This window comes from Sphingobium sp. HDIP04 (assembly GCF_000445085.1).
Lineage (GTDB): Bacteria > Pseudomonadota > Alphaproteobacteria > Sphingomonadales > Sphingomonadaceae > Sphingobium > Sphingobium indicum.
Genome location: NZ_ATDO01000026.1, coordinates 2,501 through 24,012 on the forward strand (window position 1 = coordinate 2,501; position 21,512 = coordinate 24,012).

Below are 21,512 nucleotides of genomic sequence, written 5' to 3' on the forward strand. Positions count from 1 at the left end.
CGCCGAGGCGACCTCCAACATGTCGTCCGCCCGGAAAGCCGCCCCCTGTTCCGCCCGGACAGAGAAGACCAGCCGCCCATCGTCCGGCAACAGATTCTCGCCGGAAAGCTGGAGGATTCGGCCCGCGCCCGCGCCTTGCGAAACGCTCCTGCCGAGCAGGGTCGGGCGGGGTCGCGCTTCCTTGACCGTGGCGGCCAGATCGAAGGAACGTCCGTCCTTCAACCGCACCCGCGCGGTCGCCCTGTCGCCCGCCTTCAGGGCAGCGCCCTCCCCCTTCGCCACCAGGTTCAGCCGGTCCACGGCCCCGTCGCGCACCAGTTCGGCGGGCGCCAGCATCATTCCCGACAGATCGACCGCCGCGACCTGGTCCAGCCGCTGGCCGGAAAGGACCGCGTTCCTGTCCCCGGCATGCAGGCTGAGCGCGTCGAGCCTGCTCGCCTGGGCCAGGGCCTTGAGCGACAGGACGGAAGGCGCGGCGATGCCCTGATATTTGACCTCTATCCTGATGTCGCCGGGCTTGCGGTCGGCCAGGGGGAGGGTCAGGGCGAGGGAGTCGGTCCCCTGCACCTTCCACGACAGGGATTGGGGCGCGCCGTCCCCCTGCCGCAACGTGACGCCCTCGACGCAGGCGGGCGCGTCGCCGGTCAAGGTCAGGCCGTTGTCGCGCCCCACCACCAGGGTCGGCGGGTCGCCCGCCACCTTCCATGCCGCATCGCCGGGCAGTTGCAGCGCGAAATCCGGGCCGTCGAACCGCTCGAACCCCCAATAGCCGGAAAGATGGCCCTTCACCGTGCCCTTGAAGGCGGCGGGCAGCGGATCATTGCTCTTGACGACATAGCCGCCCCGGTCCGCCCGCGCCTCCACCGGCAGGTCGATCATATCCCCGCTCGCCGCCGTCAGCTTCACCGTCATGTTGCGCGCATAGGCGGTCGAATAGATGAGCGGCGCGCCCTCCACCGGAAGCACCACGCCAGGGCGCGCCGCGCAGATCGGGCCGTTGGCGGCGCTGCGCAGGCGGGGCGGGCTGTCGGCCTCTATGGCGGGCATGCCCACGACCAGCACCGACTTCGGCTTCTGGAAGGAAGGCGCCTTGTTGAGCAGCAGCGCGGCGGCATCGCCCCGCCGGATGCTGAGCGTCGGCAGATAGTCGAATTCCGGATTGCTGAACGCGCCGAAAATCCTGGCCAGGTCGCGCACCACGCCGATATAGGGGCTGTAGAAGCCATAGCCCGCCTCCCGCGTGGAACTGAGTTGCAGGGCAAGGTCGGTCGGCGCGCCGGTCAGCGTTTCCGCGATGGAACTGCTGTGCACGTCCGCCAGCACCAGTTGCTCGCGATTTTCCAGCAGGCAATTGGCCTGAAGCTCGACCACTTTCGACAGGCATTCGTCGTTGAGCTTCATCGACAGGCTGCGCGCCAGGGCGGGAGCGACGGATCGCAGATATTCGGGATGGCTGTTTTCCTGCGCCCGGATCGCCGCCATGAAGGCGTCGAGCCGCGAGCGGTCGAGCGAGGCCTGGTTGAGTTCCTGCGTCGCGCGGACGAACTCGCCCGGCTTGCCGCGCACCGCGTCCTCGATCGTGCCTTCCGCGCCGCCGGTGTCGGGAACCAGGAACAGTGTCATCTGCCGCGCGCCCTTCGGCACGGTCAGGGACAGGCTGTTGTCCTTCGCCTTCTTCTTCCAGCTTTCGGCGGACTTGATCCAATCCTTGGGCGGCGGGTTGGTGGCGCCGCGCAGAAAGGTGGAGAGCAGCAGGAACTTCGCGCCCTGATCCTCCGGCAGGTCGGCCCTGATCGACAGCCTGTCGCCTTCGGCCAGGCTGGGCACCTGCGCGATGGGCAGCACGTCCTTCCCCCGCGTGACCGCGATGCGCAGGCCCGGCCCGCCAAGCTCGAACGGCGCGGGATCGGCGGCCTGCGCCGATGCGGCGCAAAGCGCGGCGGCTGCGGCGCCGCAGGTCCGGGGCAAGATATTCCGTCGGCTCGGCAGCGGCATAAGTCCCGGCATCTTCCTGTCAGCGATACAGATTCCGCTGTCCCATATCGCTCCCCCAATTCCAAGAGCGCGGGCGAGGCAACCGGCCTTGCGACGAAGGGTCAGGATCGCGGGACGAGCAGGGGCGGCCGGTGGAGCCGCGGGGCGGTCAGGGCTGCTCCATCGCCGCCCCCGAGCGGGCGGTGACCGCCGTGCCGACAGACGCGCAGATGATGAGGCCGATGGCGAACCACTGGGCCAGGGTCAGCACTTCGCCCAGCAGGATCAGCGCCATGACCGCGCCGACGGCGGGTTCGGCGCTCATCAGGATGCCGAATGTGTTGGACGGCAATCTGGGCAGGGCCACCATCTCCAGCGAATAGGGGATGGCGCTGGAAACGATGCCCACCGCAACGCCGAGCAGCAGCGTGTCGGGCGCGAGCAGCGCGGCGCCGGCATGGACCATCCCGACCGGCGCGACGAGCAGGGCGGCGACGATCATGCCCCCGGCGGAGGCCGCCGCTCCGTGCATGCGGCCCGCGCGCCTGCCGATCAGGATATAGCCGGCCCAGCACGCGCCGGCCATAAGCGCCAGCGCGATGCCGCGCCAGTCGAGCCGGGACGATGCGCCCCAGAGCGGCAGCAGGCTGGCCAGGCCCAGCACCGCAAGACCGATCCAGAGAAAGTCCAGTCTCCGCCGCGAGGTGAGCAGGGCGACGGCCAGGGGGCCGGTGAATTCGATCGCGATCGCCAGCCCCAGCGGAATATAGGCCAGCGCATTGTAGAAGGAGAGGTTCATGACCCCCAGCACCACGCCATAGGCCAGCAGCGGCCGCCAACCCGCCCGCCAGTCCAGCCGCCAGGGCCTGAACACCAGCGACAGGATGACCGCGCCGACGATGAGGCGCAGCGTCGTCGCCCCCTCCGGCCCCACCAGCGGGAACAGCCGCTTGGCCAGCGACGCGCCGGAAGTGACCGACAGAAGGGAAAGCGAGAGCGCCCCGAAGGCGATGGGATCGACACGCGTGGAAACGGATCGCGGCGCGGCAACAGAGGGCATGCGACACTCGGACTTTGAGGGACGGTCGCGGAATGGCCATGCCGCGAGGACGAACTGGGATGTCCGGAAATGGCCAATAGCCGATGTTGGCCGCCCTTGCCATAGTCGTCCCCCTGGACGCCGCGCATCGCGGCGCGGGACATGGCGGACCGCGACAATCCGGCGCGGCGCCTGTTCGCCGGCCCGGTCCCCAATGCGAAGTCCCCAATGCGAAAAGGCTCCGGAGCATGGATGCTCCGGAGCCTTTTCCTCGTCCTTCAATGCCGCATTTTCCCAGCCGTTGACCGTGAACGATCGACTTGAAAATGCTCCGGCGGCCGGGCGGAAGGACTACATGCGGATGCGCAGGCCGACCGAGACCATGCGGCCGATCGGGTTGGAGACAAAGCCGTTATAGCCCCATGCGCCGCCCAAAATGCCGTTGGTGTTGCCGTTGTAGAAGGGCGGATCCTTGTCCAGGATGTTCTGCGCGTCGACATAGATCTGCCATCCCCTGGCGAAGCTCTCGCCCTGGAACTCATATTGCAGGTGCAGGTCGAACGTGTCGTTGGCCTTGACCTTGTCGCCGCCGCCGATGGGATTGCCCGCCGAATTGACGATGATCGGCGCCACCGTGGTGCTGATCCAGTTGCGGTAGGAACCCGTATGGTTCCAGAACAGGTCAGCCGACAGCCCGTCCTTCGCCCAGCCCAGTTGGGCGCGGTTCTTGAACCGCACAGAGGGGAAGGTGGTGTTGTAACCCGACGTGTTGAGGATGCTGAAGTCCGTGCCTCCGCCGAAATTCTGCCGGAACTTGGTGAAATAGGTGAAGCCCGTGCCGATCACGAAGCTGCCCAGTTCGCCGATGTCCGCGCGATAGTTGAACTGGCCGTCAATGCCTTCCACCGTCAGGTTCAGCGCGTTGCGGCTGCTCTGGTCGATCAGGAAATAGACCTGCGGCGGGATGGCGCCCGACACCGTCGCGCCGTTGGCGATATTGGCGAACTCGTCGATCTGCGCCGGCGAACAGGTCTGCGGACAGATGGTCAGCAGGTTGCGCAGCCCGGCCGAGTTCACGATGGCGCTGGGGCTGGGGGAGGAGACGCCGCCGATGAACTTGTTGTGGAAATAGGTGAAGGCGGCGGTGAAGCCGGGCAGGAAGCGCGGCGCGAGGTCGATGCCCGCCGACCAGCTCCGCCCCTTTTGCGGGGTCATGTTGGAAAAGCCGCCGCCAAGCTGGCGCCGCATGCCCTGGATCGCCGGGGTGCCGATGGTGCAGGTGGTCGCATCGCACTGCACGCCGGGGATGTTCACGACATCGGGATAGTTGGCGATGGGCACGGCGATCTGCGTGCCGTTCACGCCGACGCTGCCCGAAGCGTAGAGATAGCCCTGGGTCGGATCGCCGATGACGGCGGTCGGCGGCGCCACGAAGGCGCGGGAATAGTTGCCGCGCAGCTTGACGCCCTCCACCGGCTCCCAGTTCGCTGCGAACTTCGGATTGGTGGTCGATCCCACGTCGCTATAGCTGTCGTAGCGGCCGGAAATGCTGAGGTCGAAGCTGTGCACCAGCGGAATGCCCATATCCGGGGAGACGACCGGAATATAGAGTTCGGCATAGAGCGACTTCACGTCGCGCTTGTAGTTGTAGACGCGGAAGTTGGAGCCGGTCGTGGTCGGGCCGGTATTGTTGGAGCCGGTGATCTTCTGCGTCTGTTCATACCAGAGATATTCGCCGCCGACCGCGATCTTGAGCTTGCCCGCGGGAAGGCTGAACAGCGATCCGTTCAGGTCCAGCTTCATCTGGTTGAACGTGTTGTAGTTCGTATTCTCGCTATTGTTGCGATAGAGCGAGCGGATGACCGCTTCGGAGGTCCGGTTGGTGCCGTCGAAGGGCCGCCAGACGTCCAGCGCGTTCGCCGCCGTCAGCGGCAGGTTGAGCGCGATGACGTTCTGGCCGGGAATGTTGGTCGCCGTGGTGCTGCCGCTCAACTGCGCGGTGCCGTTCAGCGCCAGCAGGGCGCAGGCCGAACAGAAGCCGTTGACGGTGTTGAGCGCCGAGCGGTTCCAGCCGAAGGCGTCGCTGAAGGTCAGCGTCCAGTCGTCATTGACGTGATATTCCGCGACGGCGGTCGAATAGATCGAGTCCGACTGCGATTCCTGTTCGCCATAATTTCCGTCGGGCAGCAGGGCGAGCCATGTGACCGTCTGCTGCGTGGCGCCGGGCGCGCCGGCGGGCGCCTGGTAGAAGGGGTTGATCTGGCCGCCCCGGCCCGATCCGGGGCCGAAGGCGGCGGCGTTGGTCAGGCCGCCGGGGCCGGAGGCGTTATGGGTTTCCTGGCGGTTGTAGTTCATCATCGCCGTGACGGTGAACTTGTCCGAAAAATCGTTCGTCACCTTGATCATCGCGTTCGCGCGGAACTGCGAGGGCAGGAGATTGGCGTAGACCGAATTGTTGCAGGGCGCGTTCGCCTGGATATTGGGGACGGTCGTCGTCGCGCCGGGCGAAAGGAAGACGCCGCTGACCCCCGGCGCGATGATCGTCGCGGGGCTGCACTGGTAGCTGTTGGTGTTGGTGCCGCCGACCGGGCGATAGTCGCCCAGGCTGGAAAAGCGGCGATCCCTGTTCTTCAGTTCCGACTGGTCCGAATAGGAACCCGCGACATAGACGCCGCCCGTGTCCCACTTCTTGCCCCAGATGAAGTTGAAGTTGGTGTTGTGATAGCTGTCGGCAAAGCCCGCCTGCGCGTTCGCCTCGAACCCGTCGAACGTCCGCCGGGTGATGAAGTTGACCACGCCCGCGACCGCGTCCGACCCGTAGACGGACGACGCGCCGTCGGCCAGAACCTCGACCCGCTGGATCGCGCTGACCGGGATGATGTTGGGGTCGGTCTGGGCGAACTGCGTGCCGCCGCCGGGCAGGCGCAGGCCGTCCATGATCACCAGCGTCGTGTTGGACGAGGATCCCGCAAGGCTGTGGATCTGCGGCGAATAATAGGAATAGGCGTTCTCGCCCTGCGCGACCGAGCCGGCCGTGGAAATGGACGGCACGGTGTTGACGAGCTGCGACACGTTGACGGGCGCGGTCTTCTCGATCGTGTCCTGGCCCACCGAAATCAGGTTGGACCCGACCGGCGCGACGCCGCGAATGGCGGAGCCGGTGACGATGATGTCGCTGTCGGCCACCGACTGGCTGCCCTGGGGCGGCGGCGCGATGGTCGCATTATCCTGCGCCAGCGCGGGCTGGCCGGCCACCATCGCCGCCGCGATCGCGATCAGCGAGCTGTTCAATCGTGCAGGCAGATACTCTCCCAACATGACTCTCTCCCTTTCCATATCATATACTATAGGATTTCTGGTTGAACTTGCGGTTTTTCGAAGAGGCTGAAAGCCTCTGGATCGTCGAGCTTTGGCGATGCGCTCCGGGGAGCGCGCTTCAGTGCGGCTGGAAGCTGTGCAGGCCGCGGGGATAAGGGTTGATCGCGACGCGCGTGGCCATCCGGCCCGGTTGCCCGCCGAAGCTGGCCCGGTGCCACCGGCCCTGCGCGGCAGTCACGACGTCGCCGGGCGACGCGGTGAAGAACGGCACGCCTTCGATCTGGTAATCGATATTGCCTTCCATGACGAACCAGAATTCATCATAGCCGAAGTGGAAATGGCCCAGGTCGCTGGCCGGCGGAGTCTGGATGCCGGCGCCGCGAATATTGTTCACGAACAGATGATCGCCGGCAATGAAGGCGCCAGCCCTTTGCCCGCCCGTCACCACATCCTTGTAATAGTCGAGATAGGGCCGGTCGGCGGCGCCGTAACGCCCGTCCCCGCCCATCAGGGCGGCCTTCACATAGGTGAAGCCAGGCACGTCCTTCGGCTTGTCCGGCCTGGTCGCGACGGGATAGAGCGGCACGTCGCCCGCGCCGTGCACCTCCAGCCACAGCGCCGGCTCCTCGCCCACGCTTTCCAGCGTGAACGGCAGGCGGAAGGGGATGTTGACCTCCCCGCCCTTGACCGCGACGAAGGGTTCCTGCCCCTTGATGCTGACCCGGAGCTGCCCGCCCCAGACGATGAGGGCGGTGGCGTTGTCGGCGTACATCAGCGGTTCGGTGCGCTGCCCGGCGGCCATCTGGCGCCAGTCCGCCTCCAGGTCGCGGTTGCGGACGATGGCGTGCGTCCAGCTTTTCTCGCCCTTGTGCGCGGCCAATATGTCCGCCAGCTTCCACCAGGGACGATTGGGCGCGTCATAGGCGCGCGGCGGCGTCCGCTTGGGCGACCAGGCATTTTCCATGGGCGGCCGGGCGGGCGGCTGGGATGGGGCCTGGGACGGGGACGGGGACGGAGACGGCGCGGATGTCTGGGCCGCCGCCCCCAGGATGAGCAGAGCGGGCGAACACAGATAGAATGCGGCCTTGACGATTGCCATCAATCCTCCCCTTGAGCAGACTTTTGCGTCTTGCAATTGATCATATAGGATATGATGTTAGGGCATTAGTCAAACAAATTATGACATGAAAAGAGGAGAAGGGCGTGAAGCACATCTGGAAACTGGCCGTGATCGGCGGGATTGCGTTGTTTCCGCAATGCGTCGCCCATGCGCAGGAAGATGGCTGCGCGCGTCTGGACGACCCGTCGGAACGCCTGGCCTGCTATGATCGCCGGTCGGGCCGCGCGGCGGCGGACAGCCGCCCGATTCCCCTCCCCGCGTCGCCCGCCCCGGCGAGGGTGGCGGGGGCGGCGGCGGCGGCAGAAAGCGACAGCTATCAGGACCGTCGCGACGCGCTCAAGAGCCGCACGGATTTCGACAGCCGGCTGAAGGCCGCCGTCCCGTTGCGGCATGGCTATTACCGGCTGGAGCTGGAGGACGGCACCGCCTATGACATGACGACCGTCGGGCCGCCGCCGCCGGTCGGCGCCATGGTCCATGTCCGTCGCACGCCCTTCGGCACCACCTTCTTCGACATGGAGGGACGCAAGCCCTTCACCGTCAGGCTGTCGCGCCGCCAATAGGCCCCAGGGCGCCCTCCCCGGCCGGCTGCTCCAGCAGCCGGTTCGGGTCGACGACCGCCCAGGCGAGCACCCCCGCCAGCACCACGGCGGACCCCGCGATGAAGGCCGCCGTCCAGCCGAACTGCGCGGCGATCATCGGCGTCAGGGTGGAGGTCAGCGCCCCGCCGATCTGGCACCCCATGTTCATGAAGCCGGACACGACGCCGCTATGCGGCCCGGCGATGTCCGCCGTCACCGACCAGAAGGAGCTTTGCGAGAGGTAGATCGCGCCCGCTCCGCCCGCCAGGATCAGCACCGCCAGCGGGGCGTTGTCGACCATCGATCCGCCGGCCAGGAACAGGCCGGTCAGGACGAAGGACAGGATGCCCAGCCCGGACCGTCCCCAATAGAGGCCATGGCGCGCCGACACCCGGTCGTTGATCACGCCGCCCAGCAGGCAGCCGAAGGTCATGCACAGGAAGGGCAGCATGGAGAAGACGGCGCTCGACTTGACGTCCAGGTGCCGCGCTTCGGCCAGATAGATGAAGAACCAGCTGAAGAAGATCCAGATGACGTAGCCGAAGGCGAAATAGCTGACGAACAGGCCCCAGACGTTGCGGCTGGAAAATATGGCGCCCCAGGGAATGGGTCCGGCCGACGCCCTTTTGGCTGGGGGCAGGCCCGCCTCAATATGCGCGAGTTCGGCCGCGTTGACGGAGGGGTGCTCCTGCGGCCGGTCCCGCGCCAGCCAGAACCAGATGGCGGCGGCGGCAAGGCCCAGGACCGCGCAGACATAAAAGGATGCGCGCCAGCCGCCCCACAGGATGATCGCGGTGATCAGCGGCGGCGTGATGCCCGACCCGGCCCCCACCCCTGCGAAGATCCACCCGTTCGCCTTTCCCCTCTCCTGCGCGGGTATCCAGCGCGACAGGAACTGGTTGCCGCATGGATAGACGACCGATTCGCCGATGCCGAGCGCGAAGCGGGTCAGCGCCAGCAGCAGCAGCGCGGCGCTGCCCTCCGGATGGATGAGCGCCGTCGCGGCGGTGAACACGCCCCACCACAGCAGCGCGCCCGTCAGCACGATGCGCGGGCCGTAGCGCGCCGCGAGCCAGCCCGCCGGCACCTGGAACAGCGCATAGCCGATCAGGAAGGCGCTGAAGACCCAGCCCAGCTGGACCTGGTCTATGGCATATTCCTTCCGCATCTCCACGCCAGCGACGGAAATATTGGTGCGATCGAGAAAGGCGATCGCGCTGATGATGAACAACAGGAAGATCAGGCCCAGCCTGACCCTGGACCGCGCGGCTCCATTCATAACCATCCCTCCCGCTTGGCTTCTGCGCCAAACAATATACTATATGATTCGAGACAAGATGATGTATGTCCGCATAAGCAGGCAAGAGCAAGCATTGGAGAGGGGAAGATGGGCATGGGCACGCCGCGCATGGCGCTGGTCGCAGCGCTGATGGCCTTTGGCGGAACCGCCGCGCAGGCCGCGCCGCCGCTGGCGCAACGCATCGGCCATACCGATCCGGACGGCATGCGGGTCGCGAACGGCGTCCATGGCGGCGCGGGATCGATGAAGTTCGGGCCGCTGCTGGGCGCCGATGCGCTCAGCACCAACCTCATCTTCGTCCATCGCGGGACGATCGCGCCGAAAAGCGGCATCGGCCAGCATTTCCACAATGATTGCGAGGAGATGTTCGTCATCCTCGACGGGGAGGCGGAATTCACCATCGACGGGCGCACCTCTCGCCTGGCCGGGCCGGCCGGCGTGCCCGATCGCATGGGGCATGCCCATGGCATCTACAATCCGACCGACCGGCCGCTGCAATGGCTGAACGTCAATGTCGGCATGACCAAGAGCTACGACAATTTCGATCTGGGCGACCCGCGCACCGGCGCGACGCTCGATCCCGTGCCGCAATTCATCAGCATGCGGCTGGACCGCGCCCTGCTGAAGCCGGCGGCGGCAGCGCTGCCCGACGCGACCGGGGCCGTTCTCTATCGCCGCGCCCTGGGCCCGGCGGTGTTCTCCACGCCCTGGTCCTATGTCGACCATATCCTTCTGCCCGCCGGCGCGACGCTGGGCCGCCGGACGCAGGCGGACATGAGCGAGGTCTATTATGCGATCTCCGGCACGGGCGAGGTGACGCTGGGCGGGGAGACCGCGCCGATCCGGGCGGGCGACGCCGTGCCCGTCGACCTGGGCGAGGCGCGGGCGATCCGCCAGACGGGCGGCCAGCCGCTCGAACTCATGGTGATCGGCGTGGCGCGCGATCTGCCGGCGAAGGCCCGCTACCGCGCCGAAGCCGAGGCGCGCCTGCGACCGCGCCGATAGCGTCGCGCCGGTCCTCTCGCCTCCCCCCTTTCCATCATCCAAGAAGGAACCAAGCCCATGTCCTCCCGCCTTCGCGCCGCCCTGCTCGCCGCGGCGCTCTGCCCCCTGACCGCGCCGTCGCTGGCGCAGGCGCCCGCCGCATCGGCGGCCGCGCCCTCCTTCGAACGGCTGGATCCGGCGTTCGACGCGATCATCGCGCCGGGCACGCCGATCGAGCGGGTGGCGACCGGCTTCGGCTTTACGGAGGGGCCGCTCTGGCATGAGGGCCGGCTCTGGTTCTCCGACGTGACCGGGGACAAGATGCGGGCCGTCACCCCGGACGGGAAGGTCGAGGAACTGCTCGCCAATTCGGGCGGCCTGCCCAATCCCCCGGCGGGCGCCAGCATCGGTTCCAACGGCATGGCCCCCGCCCCCGACGGCACGGTGCTGATGACGCAGATGGGCGCTCGCCGCATCGTCAGGGTCGGCAGGGACGGCAGTCTGCAACCCTTTCTGGCGGACTATCAGGGCAAGCGGCTGAACAGCCCCAACGATCTCGTCTACGACAAGAGCGGCGCGCTCTGGTTCACCGATCCGCCCTTCGGCCTGTTCAACGGCATGGACAAGGACCCGGCCAAGGAACTGCCCTATAACGCCGTGTTCCGCTATGCCGACGGTCGGCTGACGCCGGTCATCACCGACATGACGCTGCCCAACGGCATCGGTTTCTCCCCCGATTTCAAGACCCTCTATGTCGGCAATTACGGCCCCGAAATGTATATCCGCGCCTATGATGTGCACCCGGACGGCAGCCTGTCCGCGCCGCGCGAGCTGATCCGCTTCCCCGGCGGTCGCGGCGGGCCGGACGGACTGAAAGTCGACAGCGCGGGCAATATCTGGACGACGGGGCCGGGCGGCATCCGCATCGTCACGCCGCAGGGCAAGGTGCTGGGGCAGATCAGGCTGCCGGAAACCGCGGCCAACCTGGCCTTCGCGGAGGATGGGCACATGGTCTACATCACCGGCAGCACCAGCATCTATCGCCTGCGCAGCAAGGTGAAGGGGATGCTGCCGCTCTACGCCAGGGGTCAATGAAAGGCAGCGGGCGGCCACGCGCCGCCCGCTTGAGCCGAACCGCGTTTAACGGCCGCCCGCGCTCGGCGCGGCGCCAGGGGCGGGGGCATAGTTTTTCGCCAGATAGGCGGTGATCGTCTTGATCTCCTCCGGCGAGACCTCCGCCCCGCGATCGGCCATGCCCTGCACGGTCGCCGCCCATTCCGCCTCGCTCCGCCGCTTCTGGAACACCTGCCCGGTCGTGTGGCAGAAGCCGCAGCGTTCATTGATCAGGTCCAGGCCGGGGCCGGGCGGCGGGGTCGCCGCGGCTACGGTGGCGGGCGCCTGCTGGGCCATCGCCCCCGCCCCGATCAGGGGCAGGGCAAGGGCCATGATCGTCAATCCGACTTTATGCATGTCATGTCCTCAAGGAAGCGCATAGGCCACCACCGCGTCGCTGGTGGCCGGTGAAAAGGCGAAGCCCCCCGTCGCCACGACGGCGACCATCTGCCGTTTCCCCGCGGCATAGGTCATCGGCGTCCCATAGCTGGAACCGGGCAGTTCCGCCGTCCAGAGCAGCTTGCCCGTCCTCGTTTCGAACGCGCGGAAGCGCTGGTCCTTGGTCGCGCCGATGAAGGTCAGCCCGCCCGACGTCGTGAACGGCCCGCCCGCGCTGGTGATGCCCGCATCCTTGAGCGCGGGATGGCCGGTGTCGCCCAGGGGGCGGCGCCACGCCACCGCGCCCTTGACGACATCCACGGCCACCAGCTCGCCCCATGGCGGCTTGTGACAGGGGAAGCCGGTCTCCATGTCCGCGAAATAGGCGTAGCCGCCCTTCATGCCCCAGCTTCCGTCGGGCTGCTGCTCCAACTGCTGGGGGCTGGCGAGTTCGTTGAGGTTGATGACGTAAAGCCCCAGATCGGGGTCGAACGCGCCACCGCCCCAGTCCGCGCCGCCCAGGCTGCCGGGGAAGAAGTTGATCGCGCTGTCGGCGCGCAGCGGCTGGAACGGCTTGCTGGGGGTGATGTTCAGCTTCTTGACCAGCGCCTCGCACCGGGCCTTCAGCTCCGGCGTGACGTCCAATATGTCGTCGGCATCGTAGGACAGGCGGGTCAGCGGCGGCGGCGCGACGGGCATGGGCTGGGTCGGCCAGGGCTGCTCGCCCGGCACGTCGGTTTCCGTCGGCACCGGCACTTCGCGCACGTCGAACAGCGGCTTGCCGGTCACGCGGTCCAGGATGAACATGATCGCCGTCTTGTTCATCGCCACCAGCGCCGGCGTGACCCGCCCGCCGCGTTTGATGTCGACCAGCGTCAGCGTCGGCAGGTCGAGATCCCAGATGTCGTGGTGCACGGTTTGGAAATGCCAGAGATATTTGCCGGTCGCCGCGTCCACCGCGACCACGGAGTTGGAATAGAGATTGGCGCCCTTTCGGTCAGCGCCCCAGCGGTCGAAGGTCGGCGCGCCGACGGGCAGATAGGCGATGCCGCGCTTTTCATCGACCTGCACGAAGGTCCAGACATTGGTGCCCGACCGCGCCTTCGCGCTGTCCCCCTCCCAGGTCTCCGACCCCTTCTCCCCCGCCTGCGGGATGGTGTGGAAGGTCCAGACCAGCTTGCCGGTGCGCGCGTCCCAGGCGCGCACGTCGCCCGCCGCGCCCTTGACCGGCATTTCCTGCACCCGCGATCCGGTGATGACCAGATCCTTGTAGATGGCGGGCGGGCTGCTCATGCCCAGCGGCGCGGCGCGCAGGCCGTTCATCACCTCGGGCGTCTTCATGTTGACGATTCCCGCCTCCCCGAAGGCGGCGGCGGGCTGGCCGGTCGCGGCATCGAGCGCGATCAGCTTGCCCGACCGCGTGCCGAAGAAGATGCGCGCGCCCTTCCCCCTGGCTCCGGGCCAATAGGCGACGCCGCGGGTCGAGGGCTGGTCCTTGTTCGCCAGCGTATAGGCCCAGCGTTCCTTCCCCGTCGCGGCGTCCAGCGCGACGACGCGATTATAGGGCGTGGCGAGATACATGACGCCGTCGACCACCAACGGGGTCGCTTCCGACGCCGAAAACCCCGTGGCGAACTTGGCGCGCATGCCGTCGGGCATCGGCCCCGTATCCGCTGTCACGCCGGGCGGGCGCATATGATATACCCAGGCCTGCCGCAGCGTGGATACGTTGGCGGTGGTGATCTGCCTGAGCGGCGAATGGCGCGCGCCGCCGGGATCGCGGCCATAGGCGGCCCAGTCGGCGTCGGCGGACGGCGCCGCCCCGGCCGCGCCGCCCAGGGCGCTGGCGGCAACGGAAATCATGGAGGCCAATGCGATGGACCGGCGGAACGAAGATGCGATTTTCAACGACATGCCTCTCCTGAAGGCGGGGGTTGACCTTTGGCCGACAAGCCCGGTTGTTCTTTTGTCTTAGTAATGCTAGCAGAGGGTTAAATCATATACAATATGATCTGCACGGGAAAATCTGCGCCTTTCGGAACGGCGCGTGTGGGAGAAGGAATATGGCGACGCTGCCGTTGGCCGGCATAAGGGTACTCGACATTTCTCAGGTCATGGCAGGCCCGTTCTGCTGCATGCTGCTGGGCGACATGGGCGCGGACGTCATCAAGATCGAACCGCCCAAGACGGGCGATTCGACCCGCCACTCCATGGGATTCCGCTTGAAGGGGGAGGACAGCCCCGGCTTCCTGGCGCTCAACCGCAACAAGCGCAGCATCGTCCTCAACCTGAAGGACGACGCCGATCGCGAAGTGCTCTATGCGCTGGTCAAGAGCGCCGACGTACTGGTGGAAAATGCCCGCCCCGGCGTCGCGGCGCGGCTGGGCATCGACTATGACACCCTGGCCGCGATCAATCCGCGCCTCGTCTATGCCAGCATTTCCGGCTTCGGCCAGACCGGCCCCTGGGCGCAGCGCCCCGGCTTCGACCTGATCGCGCAGGCCATGTCGGGCATTTTGAGCTCCAACGGCTTTCCCGGCATGGAACCGGCGAAGAACAGCATCGCCGTGGCCGACCTGGGCGCGGGCCTGTTTTCGGCCTACGCCATTCTTTCCGCCATCATCGGCCGGGAAAAGAGCGGGCAGGGCCAATATATCGACGCATCGCTGCTGGAAGCGGCGCTGGGCCTCTCGATCTGGGAAACGACCGAGCTTTGGGGCACGGGCAAGTCGCCCACGCCCATCGGATCGGCCAACCGCATGTCCGCCCCCTATCAGGCGGTGCAGGCGGCGGACGGCTGGTTCGTCATCGGCGCGGCGAATCAGGGCCTCTGGCTGACCTTCCTGCAGGTGCTCGGCCGGCCGGAACTTCAGGACGATCCGCGCTATTCCACCAACGCCGCCCGCGTGACGAACCGCATCGCCCTGATCGAGGATCTGGCGCCGACCTTCCTCACCCGCACGCGGCAGGAATGGATCGACGCCCTGCTGGCGGCGGGCGTCCCCGCCGCGCCGATCCTGGACTATGGCGAAGCGGTCGGCAGCGAGCAGGCCGTCGCCCGCGACATGGTGATGCAGGTGCCGCACCCGGTGGAGGGCGAGTTCAAGGCGCTCGGCTTCCCGGTCAAGATGCGCGGCACGCCGCAGGAGGTCCGCCTGCCCCCGCCGCTGCTCGACGAACATGGCGAGCTGATCCGGCGGGAACTGGCGGAAAGGGGCCTGCTCGCCCCGCAGCGGGAAGCGGCGAAATGAGCGAGGCGCGCCTTATCTATGAGAAGCGGGGCGATCAGGCCCATATCCGCTTCGACAACCCGGCCGCCCACAATGCGCTGACCGGCGCGATGTGGCACGACCTGCGCGATGCGGCGCGGGACATAGCGGCCGACCGCTCCATCCGCGTCGCCGTGTTCCGCGGCGTCGGCGGCAAGGCGTTCATATCCGGCACCGACATCTCCAAATTCGCGGATTATGAAAGCGGCCGGCAAGGCGTCGATTATGAACGCGACATCGACGAATGCATGGGCGCTCTCGACGCCATACCCTGCACCACCATCGCGGTGGTGGAGGGGTGGGCCGTGGGCGGCGGCATCAACATCTCCTCCGCCTGCGATTTCCGCATCGCGACGCGGGACGCGCGCTTCGGATCGCCGATCGGTCGCACCATCGGCAATTGCCTGTCGGCCGCCAGCGTGGCGCGGATCGGCGCGGCGGTGGGCCTGCAACGGGCGAAGCGCATGGTGCTGCTGGGCGAGATGCTGACGGCCGAGGAACTGCTCGCCAGCGGCTTCCTGCTGCGGATCGTGGAGCGCGAGACGCTGGATGCGGAGGCCGAGGCGCTGGCCCGACGCGCCGCCGAAAACGCGCCGCTCACCACCCGCGCCACCAAGGAGACGATCCGGCGCATGACCTTCGGCGCCTTGCCCGATGTCGAGGATCTGATTGCGCAGGTCTATGGCAGCGCCGATTTCCGGCAGGGCGTGGCCGATTTCCTGGCGCGCACGAAGAAGCTGCCGGACTGGACCGGCGCCTGAGGCGGAACGGGGCGGCGGTTCCGCCGCCCCGCCCCTTATTTACCGCATTTGCATTCCGGCCCCGCCTTGGCCGGTTCGGGCCTTTGCGCCACGATCCTGACATTGGGCATCAGCGCCGCATTGGGCGGCAGCGCCAGGTCGCCGGCGGGAAAGCCGTTGGCTTCGAACATATAGGCTTCGATGTCCGCGACCTTCCGCCCGCCCAGGCTGCCCGGCGCGTTGAGCGGCATGGTCGTCTGGATGCGCGCGAACAGGTCGCCCGCGGACGTGTTGTTCCAGTTGTTGAGGAATGTCGGCCCGACCAGCGCGGGCGCGACGTCGATCCCGGCCAGCGTGTCGCCATGGCAGGCGGCGCAATTTTCCGCATAGGCGGCCTTGCCGCGCTCCGCCTGATCCTTGGTGTAGACCCCGGTCCAGACGTGGCGTTCCGGCGCCTGCGCGCGCGTCACGACCGCCCCGCCCGCCAGCAGCAGCGCGCCCGCCAGCCAATATCCCCGCGTCACCTTGCCCATCAAGCCACTCCTGCCATTAAGCCACTCCGGGAAGTCGGAACGCCACCAGTTCGGCGCTGTAATTGCCGCCGCCGATGGCGACGACGATATATTGGCGGTTGTTCAGCATATAGGTCATGGGCGATCCGCTCTGCGGCGCGGGCATGTAGACCGCGCCCTTCTCCTCGCCCGTGGCCTTGTCATAGGCGCGCAGCATCGCGCCCCTGATGCCATATTCATTGGTGTAGAAGCCCGCCTCGCCGCAGATCACCAGGCTCTTGGTGCAGAGCGGCCCCAGATTCCCCGCCCGGCCGGTGCGGGGAATCTTCAGTCCCTTGAGCGCCGGATGGTTGCGGACATTGTCCGGCGTCTCGCCATGGGCGACCTGCCATTTGAGGTCGCCCTTGCTGAGGTCGATGGCGGTGATGCGGCCATAGGGGGGCTTGAGCAGCGGCAGGCCCTGCACGGTCAGGAAGCCGGGCGGCGGGCCGGAGCCGGGCTTCGCCGCCGGGGGCCGCATGAAGGGCGTCGGCGCCGCCGCGCCCATCGCCACCTGCGGCCGCACTTCGGACCCGGCAATGCCATGCACATGCGGAAATTCGGAGACGCTGGGGTCGTCGTTCGGGATGATGCCGATCACCGACGGCTGGGTCTTCGAATAGACGAAGACGGTATGGCTTTCCGGGTCGTAGCAGCCGCCCGGCCAGTTGGTGCCGCCCTGGATGCCCGGAACGGAGATGGTGCCCCAGCGGCCGGGCTTGCTGACCACGGGCGGCGTGTAGAGCGGCCCGATCTTGTACTGCTTCACCAGCTCCACCGCCTGCTTGCGCAGTTCCGGCGTGAAGTCGATGAGGTCGTCCATGCCGATGCCCTGCACGTCATAGGCGGGCGGCTTGGTCGGAAAGGGCTGGGTCTTGGCATACCATTCGCCCGGCACGTCGCCCGCCTCCACCGGCCGCTCGACAATGGGCCAGATCGGCTGGCCGTTGGTGCGGTCCAGCACATAGAGGAAGCATTGCTTGGTCGGCTGGGCCAGCGCCTTCACCGTCCTGCCGTTCACCGGAATGTCGCACAGGATCGGCGCGCAGGGAATATCGCGGTCCCACAGGCCATGATGGACAAGCTGGTAATGCCAGCGCCGCACGCCCGTCTCCAGGTCCAGCGCGACCAGCGATTCCCCGAACAGCGCATTGCCGCGGCGGAACATGCCCATCTCGTCGCCGGTGGGCAGTTCCACCGGCACATAGACCAGCCCCAGTTCCTCGTCGGCGGACATTTCCGCCCAGACGCCGCCATTGCCGGCTTCGTCGGCGTCGCCGTTCAGCCAGCTGTCATAGCCATATTCGCCCTTTTTCGGGATGGTGTGGAATATCCATTTGCGCTTGCCGGTGCGCACGTCGAAGCCGCGCACATAGCCCTTCACATTCTTGCGCACCGCCGGCACGTCGCCCGCCGTATGCGCCGCGCCCACCACCACCGTGTCGCGGGCGACGAGCGGCGTCGCGTGCAGCCCGACATCGGCGGTTTCCGGGTCCAGTTCCTGGTCGAAGTCCTTTTTCAGGTCGACCACGCCGTTCACGCCGAAGGCCGGATCGGGAATGCCGGTCGCCGCGTCCAGCGACACAAGCTGATAGCCGATGGTCACGAACAGGATGCGTTCCTGCTTGCCGTCGGTCCAGTAGGAACAGCCATGGCCCGAAAGCTGGCGCGGCGAATTGAGCGCGCGCTGCCCCTCATCCTTGCGGAACATCCAGAGCAGTTCGCCGGTCGCCGCGTCGACGGCCACGCAATCGCGCCGCGACCCGGCGGTCAGGAACAGCCGCCCCTTGACCAGCAGCGGCGTCGGTTCGAACTGATATTCCTTGCGCGCCCCCAATATGTCGGTCTTGAAACTCCACGCGACCTGAAGGTCGCTGAAATTGTCGGCGTTGATCTGGTCGAGCGGCGAGTAGCGCGTATTGGCCTGGTCGGCCGCATAATGGCGCCATTCGGTGTCCGGCCCGCCGGGCAGTTCCTGCGCCATGGCGCGCCGCACCGGGGCCGTGCCGATGGTCGCGGCGACGGCGACCGTCCCGCCCAACAGCCTGCGTCGGGTCATCTTCAACATCGCGCTTTAGGCCCCTTCCCTCTCTCTTTCCCGGCTGCGGCTTACCAGCTCACCGCGATATATTTGGCTTCGCAATATTCCAGCAGGCCGTGATGTCCGCCCTCGCGCCCCAGGCCGCTCTGCTTGACGCCGCCGAAGGGCGCGGCGGCGTCCGACACCAGGCCGCGATTGACCGCCACCATGCCCGCCTCGATCCGCTCCGCCAGTTGCAGCCCGCGCTTGAGGTCGGCGGTATAGACATAGGCGGCCAGGCCATATTCGGTCGCATTGGCCAGCGCCACCGCCTCCGCCGGATCGTCGAACGGGATCACCGCCGCGACCGGGCCGAACACCTCCGTCGTCAATATCTCCGACCCCGGCTGGACGTTCGCGATCACCGAGGGCGGGTAGAAGAAGCCCGCGCCCTCCGGCGTCCTGCCGCCCAGCCTGACCTCCGCGCCGCGCGCCACGGCATCCGCCACCAGATGCTCGATCTTGTCGATCGCCTGCCGGTTGATCATCGCGCCGCACTGGGTCGCGCTTTCCGTGCCGGGGCCCATCTTCATCGCGCCCATGCGCTCCGCCAGCTTCGCGACGAAGGCGTCATGGATGCCGCGCTGGACGTAGAAGCGGTTGGCCGCCGTGCACGCCTCCCCCGCATTGCGCATCTTGGCGATCATCGCGCCCTCGATCGCCTCGTCGATGTCGGCATCGTCCAGCACCAGGAACGGCGCGTTGCCGCCCAGTTCCATGGACGAGCTGATGACCTGGTCCGCCGCCTGGCGCAGCAGGATGCGGCCGACCTCGGTCGATCCGGTGAAGGACAGCTTGCGCACGCGCGGGTCGTGCAGGATGCCGCTGCACAGCGGGCCCGGATCGCTGCTGTTGACGACATTGACCACGCCCGCGGGCACGCCCGCCCGGCGCATGATCTCCGCCACGGCGAGCGCCGTCAGCGGCGTTTCCTCGGCCGGTTTCAGGATGCAGGTGCAGCCCGCCGCCAGCGCCGGGGCGATCTTGCGCGTCGCCATCGCCGCCGGGAAGTTCCAGGGCGTGATCAGCAGGGCGATGCCGATGGGCTGATATTGCACCATGATGCGGTTGGCGCCGGACGGCGAGACGGCCAGTTCCCCGTTGATGCGCACCGCCTCCTCCGCATACCAGCGGAAGAATTCGGCGGCATAGGCCACCTCCCCCCGCGCGTCGGGCAGCGCCTTGCCATTTTCCAGCGATATGAGCTGCGCCAGCCATTCCTGCTCCGCCATCATCGCATGGAAGCAGGCGAGCAATATGTCGGCGCGCCTGCGCGGCGGGGTCGCGGCCCAGTCCGCGGCGGCCGCGGCGGCGGCGTCCACGGCGGCGATGCCCTCGGCCGGGCTGGCGTCGGCGACGGAGGTCAGCACCGTCTCCGTCGCGGGGTTGAGGATGTCGATGCGCCTGCCGCTGGCGGCGGGCACCCACGCCTCCCCGATCAGCAGGTCGGTCGGAATGGCGAAGGGGCCGGCATGGCCGTCGGTCGTCGTGCAGCTATAGCTTTGCGTCGTCATGGGAAACCTTGTTCGAGAAGTCAGGCTGACTTGAGCGCCGCCCGCTCGCCGGCAAAGGCGGCGCGGGTGATGCTCTGCATCGCCGGGAGATCGAGGGGACGGGGATTGTTCTTGACCAGCCTGGCGGCGTTCAGGGCGTTTTCCGCCACGAAGTCCTGCTGCTCCGCCTTCAGCCCCAGCGCCGCCAGGGAGCGGGGGATGTCGACGCTGCCCAGCAGGTCCGCGACCGCATCGATGAACGCCTGAGACATGTCCTCCTCCGCCGCGTCGGGCAGTCCCACCGTCCGCGCCAGTTCGGCGAAGGCCGGGACGCAGAAGGGACGGTTGAACTGCATGACATAGGGCAGCAGCGTCGCCACCCCGTCGCCATGCGCGGTGTGCGTCAGGTTGCCGACCGGATATTGCAGCGCATGCGCCGCCGCCGTGCCCGCCGTGCCGAAGGCGCAGCCCGCCGCCAGCGCCGCCAGCATCAGCCCCTCGCGCGCCTCCATGTCGCCGCCGTCGCGATAGGCCCGCTCCAGGAAGCGGAAGATGTTGTCGACCGCCAGCCGGGCGAAATGGTCCGACAACAGGTTCTTGCCCACGAACACATGATCCTGCGTCAGCATCGGGTCGGCCGGGCGCGCCAGCGTCGTATAGGCCTCCACCGCATGGGTCAGCGCGTCGGCGCCGGAACAGGCGGTCAGGGCGGGCGGGCAGGTGGCGGTCAGTTCCGGATCGCAGATCGCGACCAGCGGGATCAGATGCGGGCTGGCGATGCCGACCTTCACCCCGCGCTCGTCGTCGGACACCACGGCGACCGGCGTCACTTCCGATCCGGTGCCCGCCGTCGTCGGCATGGCGATCAGCGGCATGACCGGGCCGGGCACGGCGAATTCGCCATAATAGGACCGGATGTCGCCGCCATGGGTCAGCAGCACGGCGACGACCTTGGCCATGTCCATCGAACTGCCGCCGCCGATGCCGACGACCAGATCGGGGGCGAAGCCGCGCACTTCGTCGACGCAGGCATTGATCGATCCGATCGGCAGGTCGGGGATCGTCCGGTCGAAGACCCGGACCTCCAGCCCATGGGCTTTCAGGTCCGCGACCATGGCGTGGAATTCGGGCTGGGCGGCCTGCCGCTCATCGGTGCAGAGCAGGGCGCGGCTGCCCAGCTTGCCGGCGGCGGAGCCGAGCGCGTGGCGCTGCCCGCGCCCGAACAGGACGGAACGGGGCAGGCGCAGCGCGCCGAAGGCGGTATGGACGTCGCTCACTTCTTCCTACCATCCGCGCCAAATTGTTTCAGATAGGCGATGATGTCGGCGCGATCCTGCGCGGCGGCCATGCCGGGGAAGATCATCTTCGTGCCGGGGACCAGCTTCGACGGGCCTTGCAGCAGCTTGTCGATGCTGGCCTCGTCCCATTTGATGCCCGACGCCTTCATCGCGGGCGAATAGCCATAGCCGCCTTGGCTGCCCGCCGCCCGGCCGACCACGCCGTTCAGCGACGGCCCCATGGCGCGCGCCGGGTTCGGCCCGACCTTGTGGCAGGCGGCGCAGCGCGCGAAAA

The 21,512-nt window shown here is 67.6% G+C and carries 17 protein-coding genes (1 of these 17 cut by a window edge); 5 read left to right on the top strand and 12 right to left on the bottom strand.

The features are described from left to right. From L286_RS25995 to L286_RS26010, 4 genes are all read right to left on the bottom strand, one after another. Window positions 1-1,995: the 5' portion of a hypothetical protein gene (locus L286_RS25995; protein ID WP_020818330.1), read on the bottom strand. The gene continues 405 nt to the left of window position 1, outside the view; 1,995 of the gene's 2,400 nt are visible here — the first part of the coding sequence; the start codon lies at window positions 1,993-1,995; its stop codon lies off the left edge, out of view. A 148-nt stretch (window positions 1,996-2,143) separates the two neighbouring features. After that, window positions 2,144-3,034: an EamA family transporter gene (locus tag L286_RS26000; RefSeq protein ID WP_020818331.1), complete on the bottom strand. Its 891-nt coding sequence runs from the start codon at window positions 3,032-3,034 to the stop codon at window positions 2,144-2,146. A gap of 330 nt (window positions 3,035-3,364) precedes the next feature. Continuing rightward, window positions 3,365-6,331, bottom strand: coding sequence for a TonB-dependent receptor domain-containing protein (locus L286_RS26005; RefSeq protein ID WP_007688103.1), 2,967 nt, complete (start codon window positions 6,329-6,331; stop codon window positions 3,365-3,367). 118 nt (window positions 6,332-6,449) lie between these two features. Further along, entirely contained in the window at window positions 6,450-7,430 is a 981-nt protein-coding gene (locus tag L286_RS26010) for a cupin domain-containing protein (protein ID WP_020818333.1), read from the bottom strand. 104 nt (window positions 7,431-7,534) lie between these two features. Between L286_RS26010 and L286_RS26015 the strand changes: the two genes are divergently transcribed. Then, window positions 7,535-8,014 carry a hypothetical protein gene (locus tag L286_RS26015; protein ID WP_020818334.1) on the top strand — a complete coding sequence of 160 codons (480 nt, stop codon included), beginning with the start codon at window positions 7,535-7,537 and terminating at the stop codon, window positions 8,012-8,014. Here the strand turns inward: L286_RS26015 and L286_RS26020 are convergent. After that, the gene (locus L286_RS26020) at window positions 7,992-9,311 is read right to left on the bottom strand and encodes an MFS transporter (protein WP_021222936.1); all 1,320 of its coding nucleotides are present in this window, start codon (window positions 9,309-9,311) and stop codon (window positions 7,992-7,994) included. The two genes, L286_RS26015 and L286_RS26020, sit on opposite strands and share 23 nt — an antisense overlap. Before the next feature lie 114 nt (window positions 9,312-9,425). Between L286_RS26020 and L286_RS26025 the strand changes: the two genes are divergently transcribed. Together L286_RS26025 and L286_RS26030 are read left to right on the top strand one after the other, a co-directional pair. After that, the gene (locus tag L286_RS26025; RefSeq protein ID WP_235181772.1) at window positions 9,426-10,337 is read left to right on the top strand and encodes a cupin domain-containing protein; all 912 of its coding nucleotides are present in this window, start codon (window positions 9,426-9,428) and stop codon (window positions 10,335-10,337) included. Between the two features lie 57 nt (window positions 10,338-10,394). Then, window positions 10,395-11,411 carry an SMP-30/gluconolactonase/LRE family protein gene (locus L286_RS26030; RefSeq protein WP_020818337.1) on the top strand — a complete coding sequence of 339 codons (1,017 nt, stop codon included), beginning with the start codon at window positions 10,395-10,397 and terminating at the stop codon, window positions 11,409-11,411. Between the two features lie 45 nt (window positions 11,412-11,456). Here the strand turns inward: L286_RS26030 and L286_RS26035 are convergent, their stop codons facing one another. Beyond that, on the bottom strand, window positions 11,457-11,786 hold the full coding sequence (locus L286_RS26035; protein WP_007688114.1) for a c-type cytochrome: 330 nt from the start codon (window positions 11,784-11,786) through the stop codon (window positions 11,457-11,459). 9 nt (window positions 11,787-11,795) lie between these two features. Further along, window positions 11,796-13,721, bottom strand: a complete 1,926-nt coding sequence (locus tag L286_RS26040; RefSeq protein ID WP_020818338.1) for a pyrroloquinoline quinone-dependent dehydrogenase — start codon at window positions 13,719-13,721, stop codon at window positions 11,796-11,798. A 149-nt stretch (window positions 13,722-13,870) separates the two neighbouring features. Here L286_RS26040 and L286_RS26045 point away from each other — a divergent pair, with 149 nt between their 5' ends. Continuing rightward, window positions 13,871-15,058, top strand: coding sequence for a CaiB/BaiF CoA transferase family protein (locus L286_RS26045; protein WP_020818339.1), 1,188 nt, complete (start codon window positions 13,871-13,873; stop codon window positions 15,056-15,058). After that, window positions 15,055-15,837, top strand: a complete 783-nt coding sequence (locus L286_RS26050) for an enoyl-CoA hydratase (protein ID WP_020818340.1) — start codon at window positions 15,055-15,057, stop codon at window positions 15,835-15,837. Before L286_RS26045 ends, L286_RS26050 begins: the two co-directional genes overlap by 4 nt. 35 nt (window positions 15,838-15,872) lie before the next feature. Here L286_RS26050 and L286_RS26055 read toward each other — a convergent pair whose 3' ends face one another. The 5 genes from L286_RS26055 to L286_RS26075 form a co-directional block, all read right to left on the bottom strand. Further along, a complete protein-coding gene (locus L286_RS26055; protein WP_007688122.1) occupies window positions 15,873-16,349 on the bottom strand; it encodes a c-type cytochrome in 477 nt (158 codons plus the stop codon). Window positions 16,350-16,365: 16 nt separating this feature from the next. Then, entirely contained in the window at window positions 16,366-18,435 is a 2,070-nt protein-coding gene (locus tag L286_RS26060; protein WP_013053684.1) for an outer membrane protein assembly factor BamB family protein, read from the bottom strand. A 41-nt stretch (window positions 18,436-18,476) separates the two neighbouring features. Beyond that, entirely contained in the window at window positions 18,477-19,961 is a 1,485-nt protein-coding gene (locus tag L286_RS26065; protein ID WP_020818341.1) for an NAD-dependent succinate-semialdehyde dehydrogenase, read from the bottom strand. 20 nt (window positions 19,962-19,981) lie between these two features. Next, a complete protein-coding gene (locus L286_RS26070; RefSeq protein WP_020818342.1) occupies window positions 19,982-21,217 on the bottom strand; it encodes an iron-containing alcohol dehydrogenase in 1,236 nt (411 codons plus the stop codon). Further along, window positions 21,214-21,512: c-type cytochrome (locus tag L286_RS26075; RefSeq protein ID WP_021222940.1), on the bottom strand; the 299-nt coding region annotated here is incomplete at its 5' end. The genes L286_RS26075 and L286_RS26070, both read right to left, overlap by 4 nt.